The 21,627-nt window shown below is 41.8% G+C and carries 19 protein-coding genes; 9 read left to right on the top strand and 10 right to left on the bottom strand.

Going from position 1 to position 21,627, the window contains the following annotated elements:
* From VF500_RS04085 to VF500_RS04055, 7 genes are all read left to right on the top strand, one after another.
* A partial coding sequence (locus VF500_RS04085) for a zinc-binding dehydrogenase (protein ID WP_330858447.1) occupies positions 1-959 on the top strand: 959 nt, incomplete at its 5' end.
* An 83-nt stretch (positions 960-1,042) separates the two neighbouring features.
* Positions 1,043-1,897, top strand: coding sequence for an SDR family oxidoreductase (locus VF500_RS04080; RefSeq protein WP_330858446.1), 855 nt, complete (start codon positions 1,043-1,045; stop codon positions 1,895-1,897).
* Positions 1,898-1,912: 15 nt separating this feature from the next.
* Positions 1,913-2,704: an SDR family oxidoreductase gene (locus VF500_RS04075; protein ID WP_330858445.1), complete on the top strand. Its 792-nt coding sequence runs from the start codon at positions 1,913-1,915 to the stop codon at positions 2,702-2,704.
* 18 nt (positions 2,705-2,722) lie between these two features.
* On the top strand, positions 2,723-2,902 hold the full coding sequence (locus VF500_RS04070) for a DUF6496 domain-containing protein (RefSeq protein ID WP_330858444.1): 180 nt from the start codon (positions 2,723-2,725) through the stop codon (positions 2,900-2,902).
* A 63-nt stretch (positions 2,903-2,965) separates the two neighbouring features.
* Positions 2,966-3,235, top strand: coding sequence for a flavodoxin family protein (locus tag VF500_RS04065; RefSeq protein ID WP_330858443.1), 270 nt, complete (start codon positions 2,966-2,968; stop codon positions 3,233-3,235).
* A gap of 45 nt (positions 3,236-3,280) precedes the next feature.
* Positions 3,281-3,631 (top strand): hypothetical protein, encoded by a 351-nt coding sequence (locus VF500_RS04060; protein WP_330858442.1) that lies wholly within the window; start codon positions 3,281-3,283, stop codon positions 3,629-3,631.
* 66 nt (positions 3,632-3,697) lie between these two features.
* The gene (locus VF500_RS04055) at positions 3,698-3,928 is read left to right on the top strand and encodes a hypothetical protein (protein ID WP_330858441.1); all 231 of its coding nucleotides are present in this window, start codon (positions 3,698-3,700) and stop codon (positions 3,926-3,928) included.
* A 505-nt stretch (positions 3,929-4,433) separates the two neighbouring features.
* Here VF500_RS04055 and VF500_RS04050 read toward each other — a convergent pair.
* The 5 genes from VF500_RS04050 to VF500_RS04030 all read right to left on the bottom strand — a co-directional run bounded on the left by VF500_RS04050 (position 4,434) and on the right by VF500_RS04030 (position 12,091).
* Positions 4,434-4,784: a hypothetical protein gene (locus tag VF500_RS04050; protein WP_330858440.1), complete on the bottom strand. Its 351-nt coding sequence runs from the start codon at positions 4,782-4,784 to the stop codon at positions 4,434-4,436.
* A gap of 90 nt (positions 4,785-4,874) precedes the next feature.
* Complete coding sequence (locus VF500_RS04045; protein WP_330858439.1) at positions 4,875-6,116, bottom strand: alkaline phosphatase family protein; 1,242 nt, start codon at positions 6,114-6,116, stop codon at positions 4,875-4,877.
* 10 nt (positions 6,117-6,126) lie between these two features.
* Positions 6,127-7,047, bottom strand: a complete 921-nt coding sequence (locus VF500_RS04040) for a metallophosphoesterase (RefSeq protein WP_330858438.1) — start codon at positions 7,045-7,047, stop codon at positions 6,127-6,129.
* Between the two features lie 7 nt (positions 7,048-7,054).
* Entirely contained in the window at positions 7,055-8,845 is a 1,791-nt protein-coding gene (locus VF500_RS04035) for a RagB/SusD family nutrient uptake outer membrane protein (protein WP_330858437.1), read from the bottom strand.
* A 36-nt stretch (positions 8,846-8,881) separates the two neighbouring features.
* Positions 8,882-12,091, bottom strand: coding sequence for a TonB-dependent receptor (locus VF500_RS04030; protein ID WP_330858436.1), 3,210 nt, complete (start codon positions 12,089-12,091; stop codon positions 8,882-8,884).
* A 184-nt stretch (positions 12,092-12,275) separates the two neighbouring features.
* Here VF500_RS04030 and VF500_RS04025 point away from each other — a divergent pair, with 184 nt between their 5' ends.
* Positions 12,276-12,896, top strand: coding sequence for a TetR family transcriptional regulator (locus VF500_RS04025; protein ID WP_330858435.1), 621 nt, complete (start codon positions 12,276-12,278; stop codon positions 12,894-12,896).
* Here VF500_RS04025 and VF500_RS04020 read toward each other — a convergent pair.
* From VF500_RS04020 to cas9, 5 genes are all read right to left on the bottom strand, one after another.
* On the bottom strand, positions 12,870-13,106 hold the full coding sequence (locus VF500_RS04020) for a CBU_0592 family membrane protein (protein WP_330858434.1): 237 nt from the start codon (positions 13,104-13,106) through the stop codon (positions 12,870-12,872). The two genes, VF500_RS04025 and VF500_RS04020, sit on opposite strands and share 27 nt — an antisense overlap.
* A gap of 411 nt (positions 13,107-13,517) precedes the next feature.
* Entirely contained in the window at positions 13,518-14,057 is a 540-nt protein-coding gene (locus tag VF500_RS04015; protein ID WP_330858433.1) for a hypothetical protein, read from the bottom strand.
* 9 nt (positions 14,058-14,066) lie between these two features.
* Positions 14,067-14,396 carry a hypothetical protein gene (locus tag VF500_RS04010; protein WP_330858432.1) on the bottom strand — a complete coding sequence of 110 codons (330 nt, stop codon included), beginning with the start codon at positions 14,394-14,396 and terminating at the stop codon, positions 14,067-14,069.
* Positions 14,397-14,459: 63 nt separating this feature from the next.
* A complete protein-coding gene (locus tag VF500_RS04005) occupies positions 14,460-15,026 on the bottom strand; it encodes a plasmid pRiA4b ORF-3 family protein (protein WP_330858431.1) in 567 nt (188 codons plus the stop codon).
* A 36-nt stretch (positions 15,027-15,062) separates the two neighbouring features.
* Positions 15,063-19,604, bottom strand: a complete 4,542-nt coding sequence (cas9, locus tag VF500_RS04000; RefSeq protein ID WP_330858429.1) for a type II CRISPR RNA-guided endonuclease Cas9 — start codon at positions 19,602-19,604, stop codon at positions 15,063-15,065.
* Positions 19,605-20,248: 644 nt separating this feature from the next.
* Here cas9 and VF500_RS03995 point away from each other — a divergent pair.
* The coding region (locus VF500_RS03995; protein ID WP_330858428.1) for a site-specific DNA-methyltransferase at positions 20,249-21,627 on the top strand (1,379 nt) is incomplete at its 3' end.

Here is a 21,627-nt window from a genome sequence, read left to right as displayed (position 1 = left end):
GCGCGGAAGTCAAAAACCTACAAAAAGGTGACCGCGTTGTTGTCCCTTTCCCTATTGCCTGCGGGCATTGTTTCTTTTGTAGCCACGGTGCATCTCCGGCTTGTGAAAATTCCAATTACAAACACTATGGCCCTGATGGCGACCTGACCGATCAGAAAGGAGCGGCCTTGTTTGGTTATACAGACCTGTATGGCGGCTATTCCGGTGGCCAGGCCGAATATGTTCGTGTGCCTTATGCAGATATCAGTCCCCGTATAGTGCCCGATTATATGACCGATGAACAGGTTTTATTCCTGACTGATATTTTTCCAACAGGCTGGTCTGCTATTGATTGGGCACAGCTTAAAGGCGGCGAAGTCGTAGCGATATTCGGTTCAGGCCCGGTTGGTTTAATGGCCCAAAAGGCAGCCTGGATCAACGGCGCCAGCCGCGTTATCGCTATTGATCCGCTTAATTATCGCCTGGAAAAGGCGAAGGCAGTCAACAAAGTCGATACGCTCAACCCGCATGAAGTAGATGTGGTAGAAGCTATCCGCGAAATGACCGGCGGACGCGGAGCTGATGTTTGTGTAGATGCAGTAGGCTTTGAGCCTGAACGTAACTTCTTTGATAAACTGAAAGCTACTGTCAATTTCGAGAAAGGCAGCATTAAAGTACTGGAGATGGCTTTTAAAGCGGTACGGCGGATGGGAACTGTTTCAATTATGGGTGTTTATGGTTCACCTTATGACAACTTCCCCCTGCACCGCATTTTTGATAAGGGAATTACCTTGAAAATGGGACAGGCACCTGTCTTAAACTATATCGATAAACTCATCGAACTGGTTAAAGATGAAAAGGTTGTACTGGACGATATCATTACGCATACCCTGCCCCTCAGTGAGGTTAGCCATGCCTATAAAATATTCGACGAAAAGGAAGAAGACTGTGTAAAGGTTGTTTTAAAACCAGGCGCTTAACCAATCGCTATAAAATATGCTCCCCCCTTATCAGAAAGCAACAGAAAATCTGAAGCGATTTTTTAATAAAGATTTAATCAATTATGGCAACAAAAACACAAACACCAAAGAAGCAAGATAAGCAACCGGGTATTGAAGCAGAGATGAACCCGGCTCCGGAATATATTAAGGATACCTACAGGGCAGCCGCCAAGTTGCAGGGAAAGATAGCACTCATCACCGGCGGCGACAGCGGAATTGGCCGTGCAGTAAGCGTACACTTTGCACAGGAAGGGGCCAACATCGCCATAGTTTACCTAAACGAGGACGAAGATGCTGAAATCACCAAAGATCTCGTTGAGTTAACCGGTCAGCAGTGTATAACAATTAAAGGCGACGTAAAGGATGCCGCGTTTTGCAAAAAAGCGGTTGAAACAACCGTTAAAAAATTCGGCAAGCTTAATATCCTGGTCAACAACGCGGGCATGCAGTTTCCGCAAAAAGATGTTAAGGCTATTGATGAGGAACAGTTGGACACTACTTTTCGCACTAATATCTTCGCCTATTTTTATTTTGCCGAAGCAGCCCTGGAACATCTGCAGGAGGGTGATTGCATTATCAACACTACCTCGGTAACCGCTTATCGTTCTTCTCCCTCCTTGATTGATTACTCCTCTACCAAGGGCGCCATCACCACCTTCACAAGGTCGCTGGCAACCAATCTTACCGATAAAAAGATCAGGGTAAACGCTGTGGCACCGGGTCCGGTATGGACACCGCTGATCGTTTCCACCTTTGATGAAGAAAAAATCAAAAAGTTCGGGAGCGAAACCGCTATGAAACGGGCTGGACAGCCTTCAGAACTGGGTCCCGCTTACGTATTCCTGGCCTCTGATGATGCCTCGTTCATTACCGGCCAGGTAATTCATGTGAACGGTGGCGAAGTTGTTAACGGATAAAAAACATCATTACCTATGGAAAACAAACAAAAAACAGCTTTGATCACCGGTGCTACCAGTGGGATCGGCTATGAACTGGCGAAGCTTTTCGCACAGGATCACTACAACCTCATTATCGTGGCACGTAACCAGAACGAGCTCGAAAGTAAAGCGCAGGAGTTTAAAATCAATTATGGGATCGAAGTAAAGATCATTACAAAAGACCTGTCAAAGATGGACGAAGCAAAAGCGCTGTGCCGGGAAGTTGATCAGCCTGTAGATGTGCTGGTTAACGATGCAGGCCAGGGTGTATATGGCTTATTCCAGGACAATGATATCGAACGTGAACTGGACATCATCCACCTGAACATTTGCGCCACAGTTATCCTGACCAAACATTTTCTTAAAGAGATGGTCGCCCGTGGTGAAGGAAGGATCCTGAACCTTGGGTCGGTTGCCGGTAAGCTACCGGGCCCATGGCAGGCAGTCTACCATGCCACCAAAGCATTTGTTTTATCATTCACCACGGCTGTACGCGAGGAAGTTAAGGAAACCGGCGTAACATTAACTGCCTTAATGCCGGGTGTTACCAATACGGATTTCTTTAACAAAGCAGGTATGAATGACAGCAAAGCTGTTCAGGATAAAGAAGCTATGGCCTCTCCGGCTGATGTCGCCAAAGATGGTTACGAAGCCCTGATGGCCGGCGATGACCGCGTGATATCCGGTTTCAAAAACAAGGTGCAGGTTAACGCAGCCAACCTGATGCCCGACAGCAATGTGGCTCATACCTTATATGAGCAGCAAAAACCAATAGAAAATCATTAACATCAAATTCAAAATATCATGGCAAAATATTCAGAAAAGGCGCAGGACAAGGTTCATAAAGCTTTACACGAAGAAAAAGAAGGCACACTGAAAAGCGGCCGCAGTGGTAAAAAGGTGACTTCAAAAAAACAGGCAGTAGCCATTGGCTTGTCTGAAGCGCGAAAAGAGGGCGCTAAAGTCCCTAAAAAGAAAGATTAACAATCAGCCATCAACTACTACTACCTATGAAAAACATCATTTTTATACCAATAAACACTATTTATGAAAGCATTCTTCATCAATTGTACACTCAAACGCTCACCGGATTTCAGCAATACAGGAGCACTAGCTGAAAAAGCCGCGCAACAACTACGTGAACTAGGTTTTGAAACAGAAATAATCCGGCTGAATGACTATCAGGTTTTGACCGGTAATACTTCGGACGAGGGTGAAAGAGATGAATGGCCGCAAATACTGGAAAAGATTAAAACCTGCAACATATTTATTATCGCTACGCCAATTTGGATGGGCCACTTAGCTTCTACTTCCTAGAAAGTTATCGAACGGCTGGATGCGATCTTCCGGGATGAGAACTTGATGGATAAGGAGACCGGCCAATATATGCCCTACAATAAAGTTGCCGGCTGCCTGGTTACAGGAAACGAGGATGGGGCACACAGTTGCGCGGCCCAGGTGCTTTGGTCATTACAGGAAGTAGGTTTCACTATTCCGCCGAACGTTAACGCTTATTGGGTGGGCATGGCTGGCGGAGAAAAAGATTATGTAGAAGCCGGCGGCGAACGCTATCTTTATACGAATAAGAGTTTGCGCTATATGACAGGCAACCTGGCTTTCTTTGCCAGGCTGCTGGCCGACAATCCAATCACCACCAACCTAAACGAAGAAATGAAAAAGGCGGAAGCTGAAAGCGACAAGGAGGAAGAATAAAATGAGTATGGTGCGGGAAATTTCCATCAACGACAACTGCGTTTTCCCCGACAACCGATTGCCGGCATGCTATACAAGCAGGTACTGTACATCCCGTTGTTTTTTCCGACGATGCATATCAATAACAGATTTGACGAAAACGGCTGGGCAATCAGTTGGAATGCGGTCATTTTTACGTTTCACCATTACCACAGCGTAAAACCTGAGGTACTGGGCATTGATTTTGGTAAAGCGCGGGTACAACCCGGCAATGATGACGGGCCGGTGGCCACACTGGAAAAGGCGATGTACTGGTGATCTCCACCTGTGTCGCATAAAAATCTGGATGAAGAAAATGCCGTGCGCGTGGTGGGCGCTTACTGGGACGGCTACGATTATAACTTAAACTATGGTAAGCCTAAAGAGTAGCCAAAAGCTGAAGGTAGTGCCCATTTGGGCGAATGGGGCATTAAAAGGGTATTCGGTTTGAATACCCTTTTTATCACGATCGAAATCTCCAGTATGGTCAAGAAACGTCTTTTACATAATTATATGGGGTCCGGAGTCTACGCCTATGTCTTTAGAACGTCCGGATAATTGTATCGTCCCCTATCCGATTTTATGTGATTAAACGCCCCAAAAGCTGAATATCCTCCAAAAAATGATTGTATAGCTGTATCGTTAAGTGTACTTAAGGAAACAACACAGGGTCGTTGTTTCCTTTTTTTATGCTCCTAAATTTCTATTAATCAAGTAGTTACACCATTCCCAGTAACGGTTCGATTTTTCTGTAAATATTTCTTGTACCTTTTTGAAATGTAGTCTAAAAAGAAGGTTTAAGATACCTTCTGCTCCATTTTTTGCTGGTTCGATATCCACTTAGGGATCTTGTTATTTGGGGCATTAGTAAAATTATATGTTCTTGCCATGCGATATAGAAATCTAAAACTACCCCGGCTTCGCTTTCATCTAATTGAATACCATTTTTTATTGGGATCGAAATCGCGAGTATAGTTGAAATTTTTCTTTCTCTATAACTTTTTATTCCCCTATGCGGAGTCGTCCCTTCAAAGATTGCGTTCGTTTTTTTTAAAGACAATATATTTGCCAAAACACTATTAATTTGTATCGATACAGCGCCAGTAATAATATTAATAGTTGTTGGCGGAATCATACTTGCCGATTTAACAAATCAAAACGACCTACCTAAATAAAACAGAAGCCTGCTTTTCAGGGCAGGCTTCTGTTTTTCCTCTTTATCAGGCTATTTTTTCAGAACAACCCATTTATTAACAGTATTTTCAAGCCCTTCAACAATAACTTTATAGAAAGTCGAAGGATAGTTTTTCAAATCGGCAAAATAATGTTGTTGCGTCAGGTTAACCTCGGCCAGTAAGTGGTAGTCATCATGTCCTCCGGTTTTAAAATTGTTGGTGGTGGCCAGCCAGATTTTGGCTTTACCTGTTTTTTCAAGAGCTCTCCAGCTGATGTCCAGATGATCCTGTACATAATTAGCCTTAAGGGCGGTTACCGATACCGGGCCTATGAAAGGCGTACCGTCAATTTCCTGCTTAACGCTTTCGGGCAGTTTCACATCCAGGTAGCGGGCTATGGATGGCATGATATCTACTATACCCACATCAAAATATTGCGCGTAAGTATTGAGGTTTTTATAGTTGCTCACCATCCAGGTTGATCGTTGCCTGTCAGATTGGCCGCCATGTCCCCTACCGGTTCTTTCATCACGACCATGGTCTGTGGTGATCACAATCAGCCAGTCTTCTTTAAAATTTTTCTGGCGATAGCTGATGGCGTCCCAAAGTTTGCCCATCTGTACATCCAGCATGCCAACAGCTTTGTAAAACTCCGGGCTATCACCGTAGCGGTGCCCCATATCATCAGTATACTCCAAATACACCCACGACAGATCCGGTGCTTGGGTTTGGATGGTGTTAGCGGCTTGTTTTACAACTTCCTCATCAATCAGGTGCATGTAGTCCGATTTTTTATCATGCTTAAACCTTACGGTATCCAATTCGTAACCATCAAAAGCATAATCGGGTTTAAAGTTTCCTGTTGCAGACAGGCCATCGCCCATTAATTTGGTGCGGTTATCTGTCCAACTCGAGAAAATGCCGGTTTTCTTATTTGGGTATTGCGCTTTAAAAACCTCAAAAATATGCTTGTAATTATAGTTTGGCTCTTTGATATCATTATCGGGCACGTTGTGTTTGTTTACCCAGGTACCTGTTAATAAGCTGTTATACCCTACTGCCGATATGGTTGGCGTTTCGTTATAAGTGCCCTTATCGCCCCCCACGTGGATACGCAGGTATGACCCAGCTTCGATGATCTTTTTAAAGTTTGGTAGTTCCAAACGCTCCATTACATCGGCGGGGATGCCATCGGCAATAACATAAACTACCTTTTTTTGCCTTTGCTGTGCAAAACCCGCTGCTGATAATGAAAGGCAGGCAGCTATGCAAATAATTGATTTTAACCTCATTATTATTTGTTTAAAATGTATGCGAATAGTACTCATTCTCCACTGTATCATCGCCATAAAGCTTCAGGATGGCGTATCCGGGCGGAGTTTCCAAGTAATAACCAGGACCAGCCGATTCAGCATCGCCTTTACCCCACCAAAAACCGCTCATAGCGCCATTGCAGCAATACAATACATCGTTGTAAACCGTATGATCTGACAGGTGATTATGCCCGCTGAGGCAGATTCTTACTTTATCCTTGTGTTTATAAAACAGGTCTTTCAATTTTTTACAATCCGAATGACCACCGCCCACCAATACCTGCGTTGTACCGAGGATGGGATAATGCGACATTAATAAGGTTGGCGTACCTGCAGGTAGTTTTTCCAGATCCTGCTGCAGCCATGCGTATTGCTCAGCGTCTAATGAAATATTGCTGTTATTACCATCAAGGATAATAAAATGCCAGTTCTTTTTACTGAAGCTGTAATAACGGTTAGGGATTTTAAGGCGTTTTACCACGTAATCCTTGCCGTACATTTCATCGGTTTTGGCTGGGGCTTTCCACCACGGGTCGTGGTTGCCTATGCAGCTATATAATTCGTATTTGCTTAGCAATTGCATGCAGTCGTCCCAGATACCCCATTGTTCGGTAACCTGTTCGCGTACCACATTATCGTACGATGCATCGTTGATCGAATCGCCTCCGTTTAAAAAGAAATCGGGTTTGTGCTTGCTGATGATCTGTTTTAAACAACTCTTAAACCTGTCGGGGGCGTTATCGCCGGGCCTGATATGCACATCGGTGATATGCGCTACGGTTAATACGGGTTTGCCTTTGCCGCCTTTTTCGTTGGCAGATGCGGCCATAGCGGGCATGGCGCCTGTGGCTGCCATACCCGCGGCTATACCTGCTGCGGCCTTTAGTAATGCTCTTCTTTTTATTTCCATGATGATGTTACCAGCCAAAAATCTGTTTCAGATTAGGGTTAAGCACAACTTGCTGTTGCGGGATAGGGCGATAGTAAAATTTCGGTTCTTCAAAATTCCTTACTACGTTTTCGGTTACGATGTTGCCACCAGTGTTCCCGTTTTTAAGGTAAACGGTTGCATCGGTACCAATGGTACCTGCGCGGTAGTATACCAGTTTTATGCCCAATGAGTTTTTCTCTTTCTGATCTTCGGCCGGGATGGTAGATGCCCTGTCGATCAAAATGATATCATCCACACGATCGCCGGTTAAATCATATTTACCCAAACCTTTAAAGTACATACCTTCGGGGCTTTTGGCAAGCAACTTACCAACTTTCCAGCGCATCAAATCGTCAAACCTGAAATTTTCAAAAGCAAACTCAACCCTGCGCTCACGTCTGATCTCGAGGATAACACCTATGTTAGCGGTCACGTTAGGGTATTGCAATTTCAAAGCCGGATCTGGATTAGCATTGGCTACAGCCAGGTTAAGATCTGGTAAACCAGCCCTTCTCCTTAATAAATTAACCGATTGATCCAACTGCCCCTGGGTTAAAGTACCCAGTTCGGCCAGGGCCTCGGCATAAGTTAACAATACCTCAGCATAACGGTATACCGGGAAATCCACACCGTTTAAAGTGTTGTTGTCGGTACTGTTTACATAACCTTTTAACTGGTGATAACCTGTAAAGTTTTTATTTAAACGCTGAATATAAGGCGTTGCATCGGGCACCCTAACCCAACCTGGGTAAACCATGGTTTGCGCCAGACGAGGGTCGCGGTTTTTAAACTCTTCAACAAAACCCATTTGCGCGAAGTTGGCCACATCGGTAAAACGGGTGCCATCTTTCATCAGGTAAGTTTGGATCAGGTCTTTAGCCGGGGCTTGCTCATAATCGCCGAATACGGTTGAGTTAACGTTTTGGCCTTTGCCTTTGGTTAAATCAAAAATATTGGTCAGGATCACTTCGCCGTTACCGGTAAGGTCCTGGCTTGAGAATAAAGTCGCGTAATCCTGATCGGGTTTCCCGGTATTATAAATGCTGAATTTACCGCTGGCCATGATCTCACCTGCAACTCTTGCAGCAGTTTCCAGGAAGGTATTGGCCGATTCTTTCAAGTTAACCTCATCATGATATTTACGGTAGGTGCCTTCGTATAGGGCAGCGCGGGTGTATAAGGTAGCTACAGCCCATTTGCCTGGCGTGCCGGTTGGCACGCTTTCTCTCACGTTTTTGTAGGCAAAATCAAGATCGGCCATAATACTGTCGGCAACCAGCTTGCGTGGGTCGCGCCCTTTATACAAATCCTTGCTCGAAGGCTCTAACGTACCGGAATACCATGGTACATCAGAAAAACGTTTAATCTTATCCAGATAAAACGCGGCGCGGTAATAACGAGCCAAACCGGCATAGTGGTTTTTAATGGTTTGGGTAACCTGGGCTTTCTGATAATTTTCGAGAAAGTAATTGATGTTACGTAATCTTGTCCAATCCCAGCCGGTTGTAATATTTTGCGAATTGGCGCTTCCAACCATAATATTCTTCACTTCAACAGCGGCAGTGGTAGCCACATTGTCCGAGCTTTGATCATTAAGATAAGTACCGCGATCTGGCTGTGATAACAAACCGTTTACGTATAAAGCGAGGTCCTGTTCGTTGTTAAAAAACAGGTTAGGCGAAATGGAAGTTTGCGGGAAACGATCAAGCCCGCCCTTTTTACAGGCTGCCAGCGTACTTACCGCCGCGATAACTAATATATATAGATACTTTTTCATTTTACTTAATTTGAAATGTAATGAAACATCAGGTTGTTAAAAATCCAGGTTTAAACCCAGGGCATACCTGCGTTGGTATGGATACGCCCAGGCACTCGGGCCCTGGTTAACAGCTTCCGGATCGATATATTTTTTAATGGCCGAAAACTCGTACAGATTCTCGCCGGTAGCGTAAAAACGCAGACGGCTGATGCCAACTTTCTTGGTCCATTTAGCCGGGATGGTATAACCTACAGATACGTTTTTGATACGCAGGTAAGCACCATTAAGCAGGTATTTGGTTTGCGGGATATCCAAACCGCTGCCATAGTTAGCATCGGCCAGCCATGATTGTAATACAGGGTACGCTGAATTGGTATTGGCATCGGCCAAACCGGCAGCTATATAAGATGCAGAGTGTTTAGCCCTTTGCTCTGGCGAATCGGCCGCACCGCGGTAATAGTTCAGGTTCCATGGATATACGTTGGCATAAGGCTGCTGGTATGGGCCCCAGAACAGGTAATGATGTGGGTAGAAATCCCTTTTCAAAACACCTTGCAAGAATATAGCCAGGTCGATGCCGCGCCAGTCCATATTGATGTTAGCCCCTACGGTGTAACGATCTGTACTGTTACCAATAACTTTTAAATCTTTAGGATTTTTAGCGCTTAAACCGGTTTCTATCTTTCCGTTTCCGTCAAGATCCTTGTATTTAGGCCAGCCCTCTACAATAGATAAAGCACCCCATGGAATAATGGCCGATTCATCAAGTTTGGCAATTTCGTCTTTACTGCGGAACAAGCCGTCGTTTTCAAGGCCCCAGATCTCGCCGATATTCTGACCTACACGATAGCTGGAAAACAGTTCCTGGTCGTTTTTAAATTTGGTGATCTTAGCTCTTGAATCGGCAATAAAAATTTTAGCATCAAAGTTAAATGGCTTTGAGCCCAGCTCAAACCTGTCGCGGTATGATATCGAAAATTCCCAGCCTTTGGTACGCAGGTCGGCAGCATTTTGGCGCGGTACACCGGTACCCAGTACACCTGGAAGTTCCTGACCGGCGGTCAGCATGCCTTTGGTATCGCGGATGTAGTAATCAAAAGTAAGGGACAGCTTATCGTTTAACAAACCGATATCGGTACCAAAGTTACGGGTAGATACCCTCTCCCAGGTATAAGTTTGCGGGTCGACGTTCAGACCTGGAGCACCGGTAATGATCTGGTTTTGCCCGGCGCCGCCGATCAGGTAACCTGAAGTTCCGGTAGCTAAGGATTGGATATAACCAAAATCGCCCACGTTCTGGTTACCCAGGGCGCCGTATGATGAACGCAGTTTAAATGTTGATACGGCAGGCGCCAGTGGTTTGAAGAAATTCTCGTTACTTACTATCCAAGCCCCGGACACCGACGGGAAAAAGCCCCACCTTTTGGTAACCGGGAAACGTGATGAACCATCGTAACGACCCGTAGCTTCCAGGATATACCTGTTTTTAAAAGTATAGTTCAACCTTGAAAACACGCTATTGGTTGCATAGGCCGAATAGCCGCCACTTGCTGTAGCCGTACCGTTGGTAAGTGACAAATATGGCAATGAAGATGAGATCAACACATCTCTGCCGGCATTCACTGTCGAGTAGCTGTAATCTTCGCTGTTAAAACCCACCATGGCGCTGAAAAAATGATCGCCCAATGTTTTTTTGTAGGTTGAATAAATGTTAAAAGCGTTGTTATATAAATAACCGTTGGCCTCGCTTACCGAACCGGTGCCGCCTTCTTCACGAACATCGTTAGGGCCGTAGCCAATTTTATATTTTTTGGTGTCGGCATGTGTTTTCCACAACTCGCGTTTAAATGACGCATCGGCATTTACCTGCAAATCGCCATTTAAAAATAAAGCGGAAGCACTGGTTATATTCTGAAAGCCGAACATATTTTGCAGGCTGTTACCGCCGTCGGTAAGTTTAGCAGCTAACCGGCCAGCTGATGTATTTGCCCAGGTACCATCGGGGTTAGTAGCCACATCTGTAGGCATCAGGTAATACAGATCGGTAATGCTCGAGTTTGGCAGCGCGCGTTTGGTTTGATATACACTAAGGTTATTATCAATTTTAAGCCATGATATTGGCGAAAAACCCACTTTCGACCGCAGGCCGTAACGGCTCCAGTAATCATCGGTTAATTTATTTAAACCGTTATCTTTAGTATAATCGGCAGAGAGGTAATAGGTAAGCGGTTTATTGTTTACTGTAGCACCACCCGAAAATGTAAGCGTGTGGCTTTTTGATAAGCTTGCGTTGTTAAAAAAGTATTTATACCAGTCGTTGCTACCCATGTATTCCCATTTGGTTGGATCGGCCGGGTTAATGCGGGTATCGGCAATTGAAGGGTTATCCGATCTTTCTTTAGCCCAGCGGTAATACTCGTCCGAGTAATTCACGTAATCCCATGGAGTATTATCAGTAGACGTTTCCAGTACCCTCGAAAATATATAAGGGTCGGTTACCGGTTTAGGCAGCAGCGTTGGCTTTGACCATGATGTATAAGTATTATAGCTGATGGTATTATGGCCTGCAACACCCTGCTTGGTGGTTACCAGGATCACACCAAACGCGGCCCTGGCGCCATAAATAGCTGCCGATGCCGCGTCACGTAAAACGGTGAACGAGGTAATATCCGAGGGGGTTAAACGGAGCAGGTCATCATAACTTGTTGCCGGGATATTATCTATTACAACAAGCGGCGAACCGCCGTTAATTGATGTATACCCCCTGATATTGATGGTAGGTACCGTACCCGGTGCACCACCCGGATAGGTGATATTTAAACCTGGGCTCAGGCCCTGTAAACCCTGAATGGCATTGGCAAGCGGCCTTGATTCCAGCTGTTTTCCTGAAATCTGATCAATAGCGCCGGCAATGTTAATCTTTTTCTTGGTGCCGAAACCAACAACAACGACCTCGTTCAGGTTGGCAAAATCATCCGACAGGGAAACATCCATTTTGGTTTGCCCGTTAAGCGGGGTTTCTATGGGTTTATATCCCATAAATGAAAAAACCAATATGGCGTCTGGTTTCAAATCACTAAGCGTGTACGCGCCGTTTTTGTTGGTGGCAATACGCACATTTGTTCCCTTTACATTAATGTTTACACCGGGCAGTGTTTCTTTTGTTTTTGCATCAGATACTATACCGGTAACGGTAATTCCCTGTGCAAAGCCACCGGCCGAAATGAGCAGGAGCAGGAAGATCCAAAGTAGCTTTTTTTTCATTTGATTGATAGTTAATTCTTAATTAGACGGGGGTTGCTTTAACCGCCGACGAAATTGCCTATCGGATATTAATAGGAAGTTAAGTGCGGATTAATAAATTGATTGAACAGTCAATCAATTTATTAATATTTTGATTATGCAGAATTCTTTTTAGTAGTATTGCAACAAAATCGCTACAAATACAATGGGCCGCAAAAGTCTTAAGGAAGCAAGACAACAGGAAATAATCAGGATGTTTTATGAGGTGGCCAAAAAAGAAGGCTACGAAAACACGTCGATAGCTAAAATTGCCAAGGTGATGGATATCAACCCAAGCCTAATTTTACATTATTTTGAAACCAAAGAAGACCTTACCTACGCGCTCATCGATCATATTCTTGAAAGTTATTTATCCATATATACCGTTAAGGACAAGGAGCAGGCAACAATAGAAAACTTGCAGCGCACTGTCGAAATGCTGTTTTCGAAAGAGTGGAACCTCCTTTTTGACGATGGGCTCTTTTATACTTTTTATGCTCTCGCTTTTCGCGAAGAAAAGATCAAATCAAAATATAAACTCATCCTCGATTCGTTACGCCACGGCTTGGCCGCTATTATGGAACAATGCAACGAAAAAGGATTAACAACGATTAAATCCCCTCAAACAGCTGCCGACTTTATTTTTGTACTGGTGGATGGAGCTTATTTTTATCTTTCGCTGGAGAATGATTTGGAAGCATACGCCCAAAGATTAAATTATTATAAACAAAAAGCCTACGCTTTTTTAGAGCTTCCCCAACTAACGGTTACGCAGTTGCCTGCCTAAAGCGTACATGCCAATAAACATCCACAGCACATTTGCGGCCGCGTTGGGCAAGTCCCGCGCATTGATAGCAGTAGCTGCAAGGCAAAGGCCCCCAAAAATATTAAAGGCCTGGAATATCCGCGAATCGGCTTTTAATACCTTTGTGCTCAGCAGCAAATAACCCAATGTACAAAAAACAACGCCAAGCCAGCCTATGCTTATAAATATCATTTTCAACATGCCTCAATATCAAACTAAAATTTGGGTAAAGGTGATAAAAATGCTGTTAAGTTAATTTGAATTTATGCGCAGGAAGCACTTGACCGCGCTTTATTACCCGAGATGCTTGGTAAGAAAAGCGCTGTGAACCTCCATAAAGCGGAATGGCCGAGCCGGAGGCAACCGCAGAACTTAGTGAAAATTTCAAATCAATACAGCGATAAATACTCTGACGGAATCTAAATGACAAATAAATTAGTTTTACCTGCTTTTTTGCTAAAAACGTTTGGATATTTTTCCCGCCGCCTTATTCAAAAAGAGCGTTTCACGCGCGTAACCGAGATAAAATTTCTAAATCACTATAAAAATATTCCGAAATCTGTATCGTTAAGTGTACTCAACTAATATATAAAATATTAAAAGTCAACAACTTGCAGTATCGCCATGCCCCAGCGTTGTATAATGATATAAACTGGTACGCTGTGACGGCGACAAAGGAAACTCATAAGCCATTTGGCCCAGATGCGCTGCAGACGCTTTTTCAAAAGCCCGATCACTCGCTAAGCTTTTCAGCGGAGCTTCTTTTCTTTCGGCCAATGTGCTTAAAGTGGCGGGAAACTTTTCCCGTTTGATCATATAGTCGTATAGGCTGATGATCCCATCTGCCGGTCCAGTTAGGGTATCATTCACCACGATAGCAGCTTCTATCGTCACCGCGAAATTATCCGGTAAATAATTACCAACGGGCTGTTCTGCAATAAGCTCAAAAGCATCCAGAATATATTTCAGATAAGCTTCCCAACCGCCTTCACCATTAAAGGGATGCGCGAAAGCCTGATCTACCCGGTCGACGTCCGAGAAAATGTAATTAACCTCCTGATTGACCTGCGGCTCCAGGTAATCGCGCGGGATATATGGAAAAGTATCCTCATCCGGTTTCAGACGCCCATTTTTCGAGAGCACCGCCCGGATCTAGAACGGATAAAAAATACCCTTTAAACCTGATATTGCGATGTACTCCGGCACAGGGCTTGCCCGGAAGGGCGCGATCAGCATAGGCACTTCATTCATAACCTCCCAGCCCGGATCTTCACGCTTCAAACGCCCTTTGTTTTCATTCGACCGCTTTTCTGTTGCATGCACCAAAGCTGATGCCTGCACCGGATCTACCAACCCCTTATTCAGATCCAGCTTCGCCTGCCGCTGATGCAAAGTTTTATCTACCTCAATAACCACACGGGCAGAATCAGCGAGAGTATTACGCCAGTAGCGAAGAATGTTTAGGCGTGCGTTATTACTCATAATAAAGCGGCTTTGTTAATTACTTGAATTTAAAGAGTAATCTTTTCAATTTTAGCTATTTAGTTAATTAAAGCTTCCTTTAATTTCCTCGTTAACTACTTCAATATCAAAAGCGCTCACATCCCACTGCTCATTTTTGCCAAGCCCGAGCCAGCTTTTCATTTCTTTATATTCAGGATTTTTGGGATCGCTCAATATTTCAATTAAATTGTTATACCCATATATACCACCGCAATCTTCAGGGGGACAGGCACCTTCACCAGCCAAACACACGGGAATAGTACTTTCCGTATCTGTTATTTTTTCCAAAACAATATGATGTGTCCAATCGTCGCCGAAATCATAGATATAAGTAAAAGTTTGCTTTGGCTTAGTGAACACTTCAGAAATTATGGTTTCCTCACTGTCTTCCACTGTGTCACCATCGTACTCATCGGGCACTTTATAAACAGTTTGCGATGAATACCCTTTTTCTGAAAACTGGTACAGATGGCTATTTTCCCAACCAAAAATTATTTGTATAATTTCATGGAGGTCATCAAATGTGATATCGGATGGAACCAATACCCGCCGCCAAACGGCTGGGTTTTGAAGGTGTTTGATTTGGATTTTGAATTGGAAGGTTTGCATGGCAGGGAGATGTTTCTTTTATTGTGCTGTTTTTATTTACGCTGGTTGAACATTACCTAAACGATCTACTTTTAGTTTGATGCAGGATTCTTTAATCATAATCCCATCTATCGATTTCTCGGTTTTATTAAGCGGACCAAATTCTACTTTGTTCACAACTGGATTTGCAATGTCATGTCTAACAAAAAAGCATTGATAACCGGATGAGCTAACCATTTTATAAATCCGTTGTATTTGCTCTTTACTAACATCTTTAAATTGAATGTTACTGTTTACCTTTTCTTCCTCTGTTGGCAGATAAACCAAATCATTGGGAGATAAATAAGAAGATAATAAATATCCAAGTTCATTAACTTCTGGTACTGGCGTTAATCCGTGTTTTTGCCTTTCGATAACTATATTAAGAGGAATTGTTTCAAAAATGCTTTTACCCGATTCATTTTTATAGATAGCAAAAAACAAATTAGTCCCTTTTGCGGCTTCTACAAACTTCTGTTTTTTATTACCAGTTGTGCCTACATTAAATTTGTTTCCCCGGGTTTCATAAGTTCTTACTTTATAAATGGGTTGATGTTGTTTTCCATTGTTTAATTGTACAATATTTTTATTTAACTCCTCAATTCCATCTGGCGAAAATGCCAATTCGGGGTGCTCTATACTTTTTCCGTTCTTTTCTTCAGAATACTTTTCCAAATGATTGAGAATTATTTTTTGTATTCCAGTATCGGTAATGGACTGAATTTTTACCGAGTTAAAACTTTCGTCAATTTTCACCCTTGATGCAACGAGTTCATTATCCCAATAAAAGATCTCGGTCTTTGACACGTCAATACCATTCCATTTATTACCCGTTTCCTTTAGTATTTTAACGATATTTTTTCTATCTAATCCTTTAGATATTAATCCTTTGATATGCTTTCTTAATATTTTATCAGTTATATCACCACAATTATCGATAGCTACAGCAAGCGTAACATTCTTCGTGAACTTTAACCGCACCAAACCCGAAACGGTATCCTTATGCATCGGTTTACGAATAGCCCAATTATCTCCTTCAATTTGCTTTACTAATTCCTTTACACTCTTCCCTTCTTCATTTTTCTTTAAGGCTTGATAGTAATTAACAGATTTATTAATTACCCGTAAATTTTGTTTAAAACTTACAACGATATTGAACAGGGATTTCCTTGTATCTTGTGTAAATGTATCCCAGGGTTTGTTAAAAACCCATTTATAATTTTGCTTCGCATCGTCGTTGTATTTTTTGATACACAGCTTATGCCGTAAATCAAATCGTTTCTTTTCTTTTTCTTCTTTTGTTGCTTTGCCTAACGCGCTTTCATTATTGAGGAAATTTATATGGCTAAGTGTAGCACAGGCAATAACAATAGCGTCTAAGGCATGATGCCGGTGATCAATTCTTTTTTTACTAAACCCTTTCTGTAATTCAATCGGCATTTGTGTCTGAAAAACTCTTTTGCCGTCTTTATTTGTCCATTCCCCAAAATTATTGCTACTGGTTAATGTATTTAATCGTTCAAATCGGGGAATAATTATATCATTCCAGATATCACTTAATCCCCAATCCTGTTTTAATTTGGAGGTTATTGCACCGTTACTAACTATTACATTTTTAGAAATAGCCCCCTGCTCATCATCTTCCCTAACTATATTGCTCAATAGTCCCTTAACAACTTTACTAATGTACCGGGTATCGTTAAGCTGTCGTTGAATAAATGTTTCCGGAATATCTTCCATCATCAGCCGTTGCATTTTCCCTCTGCTTTTGCCGTAATGCTGCTTTACAAAATCTTCAAATTCTTCTACCCTTAATATTGACCTCGCCGGACCGTAACCTGAATCGAGTACCGCACCTCCCCTTTTTAAAATATATTCATAAGCCGTATAGTTGCCTTTATCACTATTTACAGCAGTTTCACAAATCACTTTGTTATTAAATGAATCGTCAAAATATCTTGATTGAGGAATAATGTGTTCTATATCGTATTCCCTTGTAAATAGTTTATTTAAAGGTATAATAGCACCAGTATAGGGCGATTTATATTTTTGCTGTAGCCAAAGCTTGTAACGAATTAATTCTGTCGATGTAGGCTGTGCCTGTTTGGAAATTTTTAAAATTTCATCGGGAATGTTTCCTTCCTGTGCATTTAAAACACCGTCTTCATAAATCTTTAAGATCTCCTGTTGCATTGGAGAATAAGGGCGCACATTTTCAACTTCTCTATCATTCAATAACTCGGCAAGTAAAGCTTTAATGCGCAAATTGGTATTCTCATTCTCTACCACCTTATTCGTCATTTCCCTACGCCTATCAGCAGGATTTTTCATTTCACGGCTTAGCTCAACGTGTATCTCATTAAAAAAACCGACCTCCGAATTACCATGTTTTTTCCAAATTTCCCTTACTACCTGCAAGGTTTCATTTATAATTTGCTCTACAATCGGGTTTCGTAAACTATGTTGTTCCAAAAGTTCGATGTCGTTAGCTGTCTTCCATTGTCCGTTTTTTTCATCTTCAGAATGTCGATCATATACGATGTATGATACAAGCCATAGAGGCAAAAATTGAAAATGATTAATTGCAGTAAATGCTAATGCCTTTTCTCTTACCCTATCCTTAATCTTATTATCATACTCTCCATCAATAATTTTGCTTATCCTTTCTTTAGTCTGAGGGTGTATATCTTGTTCGCTCCAATATTTACCCAAACGCATAAGTGGCAAAAACTTTTTGATTGCCTTGGCTGAATAGGAACCATATTCTTTTTTAAATGGAGGAGACTTTTCAAAAGCATCAACAAAATCATCCTCAAGCCCCTGCTTCTCCGAAAACGTTTTTAATGCCTTTTTAATATCTTCTTTATCCTCGACAGAATACAAGATATGCCATAATGCTTCTTCGTTTTCCCGGTTAAGGAAATCGGAAGGAACGTTTTTGATCTTTTTTAACCTTGATATGATTTGCCATCTTGTTTCGTTACATGGATAACTTTTTGATGTATCGTTTATCTCATCGTACACATAATTCCACCTGTAATTACCAGGTTTTAGCCTTAAGGGTTTTAATAAAAAATTAAGCAGGGCTTTATTATCAACTTCTTTTAAAGTATTAAGCCATTCAAATAAATCAATCCAATCATTTTCGGATGTTATAATTTCGCTGGTAACATCAATAAGGCTTGGCTCGGCTTTTTTATAAATACGAAGGTTTTGCATCCACTGCCAAATCCGAAATTCCTGGAATAATGGATGCGATTTGGCTATACACTTTAGGGGCTCTACTTCTTTTTTTCCGTCTTTTAGAAATGTTCTACTTTCAAATTTGCAATTACTAATAAGCGATTTTTTACTTTTTAACGGACGCTGATAAAAGATAATATCATTTAAAAAGAGATACACAAAATCTTTTTGCCTAATGTTATTTCTATGTGCGTCATTATTTTCATACAATTCATCGAGACAGGCATTATAAAGTTCAATATCTTTCAGTTCATTGTGAAAAGTCTGTTGTTTTTTCAGGATAATTTCTAACTCCCTTTTATAGAATTTGCGTTCAATAACACGTACAAGCTTACCTTTTATTTTTTGCGTTGGATTATTCAGCAAAGAATCATAAATAAAAGCTCCGACCATTTTATCGCTTCTATCAATTTTTTCTTCTGTTGATTTTTTTACAGCTATCCAATCCTGTTCTGAATCAACAGCTTTAAAACTTCTTTTTTCCTTACCCTCTTTATCCGTTTTTACAGTTTTATCATCATTAAGATCTTCGGTAACTATAAATTCCTTTACTTTTCCAACCCAATCAAACAAAGGCACTTTGCTCGACCGCCTATAAATCCAACCGTTTTCCAAAACAATATTGTACCAGATATCATCCTTACCTCTTTGCGGCTCATCGGCTGTTACCGCCGTCACCGCCAACGAATAAAATACAACCCGCTTATTTGGATTTTCCTCTTCTTCCTCACCCCTCAATTGATAATATCCCCTTTTTTGATTGAAGTTTAGCAGTAACCAGGCTAATTCCTCTTTCTCAATTTTGGCACTCAGTGCTTTTTTTCGCAAATAGTAAATTGTCCAGTCGTAAGGGATCTTTTTATTACCCTTCAGCAATTGCGGTTGATATTTTTCAAAATCCTGCAACATCTCGTCGAACGAGTTTTTAAAAAGAAAATCAACTTTATCAGTTACGCTATTAAAAGCATATTGCAATTTAGGCTCAGCATCCGGAATAAACTGACCTAACTTTTTATCAAAGTCAATTTGCTTAGCATAATGTTGCGGCAGAAAACCTAAAATATATAATACCCTGTGGAGCCGTTCTCTACGTAGTAAATGCCTTTCTCTAAGTCTTCTTATTCCGCGGTAACCAGTTCGTTCGGCAGTTTGTGAAATTGATTGTCCGCTATCAAACTTGCCTAATACGTCCTGGCTCATTGGCAGGATACGGCTACCTGCTGCAATGATATTGCCCGATTTCTCTTTTTCGTCCTGCTGAACCAATGCCCAACCAATTGAATTTGTGCCAAGATCAAGACCAAGTATTGTTTTCATGCGTGATTGATTTCAGGTTATTCTAATAAGTTAAAATTAATAATAATTTTAACACTCTGTATCGATTTTAATTATATCTTTGTTTTAAATAAATGATCAATTGAAGCGGCCGCTTCAATTGAGAAATAGGGCCCAAACTTGTTTCTTGGAATTATGTTCTTATCATTTATTTTTTTCAAGTAGTTATTACATACAGAGTGTGTTGCGATTTGTTTACATTTCCTATATTTGTTATGAAAGCAAATCACAATAAGGATTATTCCGTTGTGAAAACATTTAAGCCGCCTCGCCTTACAATGTGGGGCTTTTTTTATAAAATGAATTCGCTCTTTCAATAACCCCGATCAATAAAAATAGATTATTTTTCCTTTTTATAATTTAATTATCTACTTTGTGGATAAATTAAACCACATAGAAACAAACACTAATATCACAATTAAATAACTTTTTTTTCAACGCATTGCGTTGCAACCGTTTCCTCTAAAGAAAAACGCCAATTTTAAAGAGAGAAGAAACAGTTAAAGCGATGCACCCTTATGGGTGCCTCCTTATGCTGTATTCAATTCTCTCAGGTATGGCGTACCTTCTTTAGATTGAAAACCAGTTTTTGGACGGCACCGATAAGGGTTAATAAACCTTATCACATGCCAACACTAACCTGGATCGGAAAAGACAAAGTAGTCACTCATCATCACGATGTACCTTTTAAGGTACTGAACCATCAATACACTTTCGGCAGCAGCTCATACCCTCCCACCGAAACTTCCAATAAAATCATCCACGGTGATAACCTCGAAGCCTTAAAAGCTTTACTACCTGAATATGAGGGTAAAATAAAATGCATTTACATCGACCCGCCCTATAATACTGGTAACGAGAACTGGGTATATAATGATAATGTAAGTGATCCTCGCCTGAGAAGATGGCTGGGAGAAGTTGTTGGTACTGATGACCTTTCTCGTCATGACAAGTGGCTCTGTATGATGTACCCTCGTTTAGTATTGTTGCACAAATTATTGGCAAAGGACGGAGCAATTTTTATTTCAATAGACGACAATGAGCAATCAACTCTCAAGCTAATTTGTGACGAGATATTTGGGATTGGAAATTTTGTGAATAACATTATCTGGCAGAAGAAGTTTAGCCCTCAAAATGATGCCAGATACTTTTCAGACAATCACGATTTTATCCTTTGCTACACTAAAGATAAAAGCATTTGGGTACGGAATCTTTTAAATAGAACTAACGAACAAAACGCCCGATATGATAATAGAGATAATGATTACAGAGGTCCCTGGACTTCTGGTGATATTTCGGTAAAAACATATAGTGCTGCTAACGACTACCCTATAACAACACCATCTGGTAGAATCGTTAATCCTCCAAGTGGGTATTGCTGGCGCTTTTCCGAAGAAAAACTAACTGAATTAATTCGGGATCATAGAATCTGGTTCGGAGTTGATAATAACAATGTTCCCCGCTATAAAAGATTCCTATCTGATGTGCAGCAAGGCACAGTTCCCTTAACAATCTGGCCGCATAGTGAAGTTGGACACAATCAGTACGGAAAGCAGGAGTTAAAGAAAATTTTCCACGATAGCATTCCATTTGATACACCCAAACCTCCAACATTAATCCAACGAATATTAGAAATCGCCACCTCCCCCAACTCCATCATCCTCGACAGCTTCGCCGGCTCCGGCACCACCGCTCACGCCGTGCTCAATCTCAACAAACAAGACGGCGGCAATCGTAAATTCATCCTCATCGAAATGGAAGATTACGCCGAAACCATCACTGCCGAACGGGTAAAACGCGTAATGAAAGGCTATAACGGCAAAGAAGATACCGGCGGCAGTTTCGACTATTATACCCTCGGCGAGCCGCTGTTTACGGGCGAGAACAAAGAATACCTGAACGAGGCTGTCGGGATCGATAAAATAAAAAACTACATCTGGTATAGCGAAACCCGCAGTCCGTGGACGGCATCCACCACGCAAACTAACGATCTGCTATTAGGCGT

Origin of the sequence: Mucilaginibacter sp. (assembly GCF_036383575.1) — a bacterium.
Classification (GTDB): domain Bacteria; phylum Bacteroidota; class Bacteroidia; order Sphingobacteriales; family Sphingobacteriaceae; genus Mucilaginibacter.
The sequence above is the reverse complement of the archived record's forward strand: the minus strand, read 5'-3'. Positions and strand labels throughout refer to the sequence as shown.

Bases quoted from the DNA above. Each gene is read 5' to 3' on its own strand.
- VF500_RS04025 (WP_330858435.1), top strand. From the start codon at position 12,276: ATGGGCCGCAAAAGTCTTAAGGAAGCAAGACAACAGGAAATAATCAGG.
- VF500_RS04045 (WP_330858439.1), bottom strand. From the start codon at position 6,116: ATGAGGTTAAAATCAATTATTTGCATAGCTGCCTGCCTTTCATTATCA.
- VF500_RS04010 (WP_330858432.1), bottom strand. From the start codon at position 14,396: ATGAGTAATAACGCACGCCTAAACATTCTTCGCTACTGGCGTAATACT.
- VF500_RS04020 (WP_330858434.1), bottom strand. From the start codon at position 13,106: ATGATATTTATAAGCATAGGCTGGCTTGGCGTTGTTTTTTGTACATTG.
- cas9 (WP_330858429.1), bottom strand. From the start codon at position 19,604: ATGAAAACAATACTTGGTCTTGATCTTGGCACAAATTCAATTGGTTGG.
- VF500_RS04005 (WP_330858431.1), bottom strand. From the start codon at position 15,026: ATGCAAACCTTCCAATTCAAAATCCAAATCAAACACCTTCAAAACCCA.
- VF500_RS04035 (WP_330858437.1), bottom strand. From the start codon at position 8,845: ATGAAAAAGTATCTATATATATTAGTTATCGCGGCGGTAAGTACGCTG.
- VF500_RS04065 (WP_330858443.1), top strand. From the start codon at position 2,966: ATGAAAGCATTCTTCATCAATTGTACACTCAAACGCTCACCGGATTTC.
- VF500_RS04040 (WP_330858438.1), bottom strand. From the start codon at position 7,047: ATGGAAATAAAAAGAAGAGCATTACTAAAGGCCGCAGCAGGTATAGCC.
- VF500_RS04070 (WP_330858444.1), top strand. From the start codon at position 2,723: ATGGCAAAATATTCAGAAAAGGCGCAGGACAAGGTTCATAAAGCTTTA.
- VF500_RS04050 (WP_330858440.1), bottom strand. From the start codon at position 4,784: ATGATTCCGCCAACAACTATTAATATTATTACTGGCGCTGTATCGATA.
- VF500_RS04080 (WP_330858446.1), top strand. From the start codon at position 1,043: ATGGCAACAAAAACACAAACACCAAAGAAGCAAGATAAGCAACCGGGT.
- VF500_RS04060 (WP_330858442.1), top strand. From the start codon at position 3,281: ATGGATAAGGAGACCGGCCAATATATGCCCTACAATAAAGTTGCCGGC.
- VF500_RS04030 (WP_330858436.1), bottom strand. From the start codon at position 12,091: ATGAAAAAAAAGCTACTTTGGATCTTCCTGCTCCTGCTCATTTCGGCC.
- VF500_RS04075 (WP_330858445.1), top strand. From the start codon at position 1,913: ATGGAAAACAAACAAAAAACAGCTTTGATCACCGGTGCTACCAGTGGG.
- VF500_RS04055 (WP_330858441.1), top strand. From the start codon at position 3,698: ATGCTATACAAGCAGGTACTGTACATCCCGTTGTTTTTTCCGACGATG.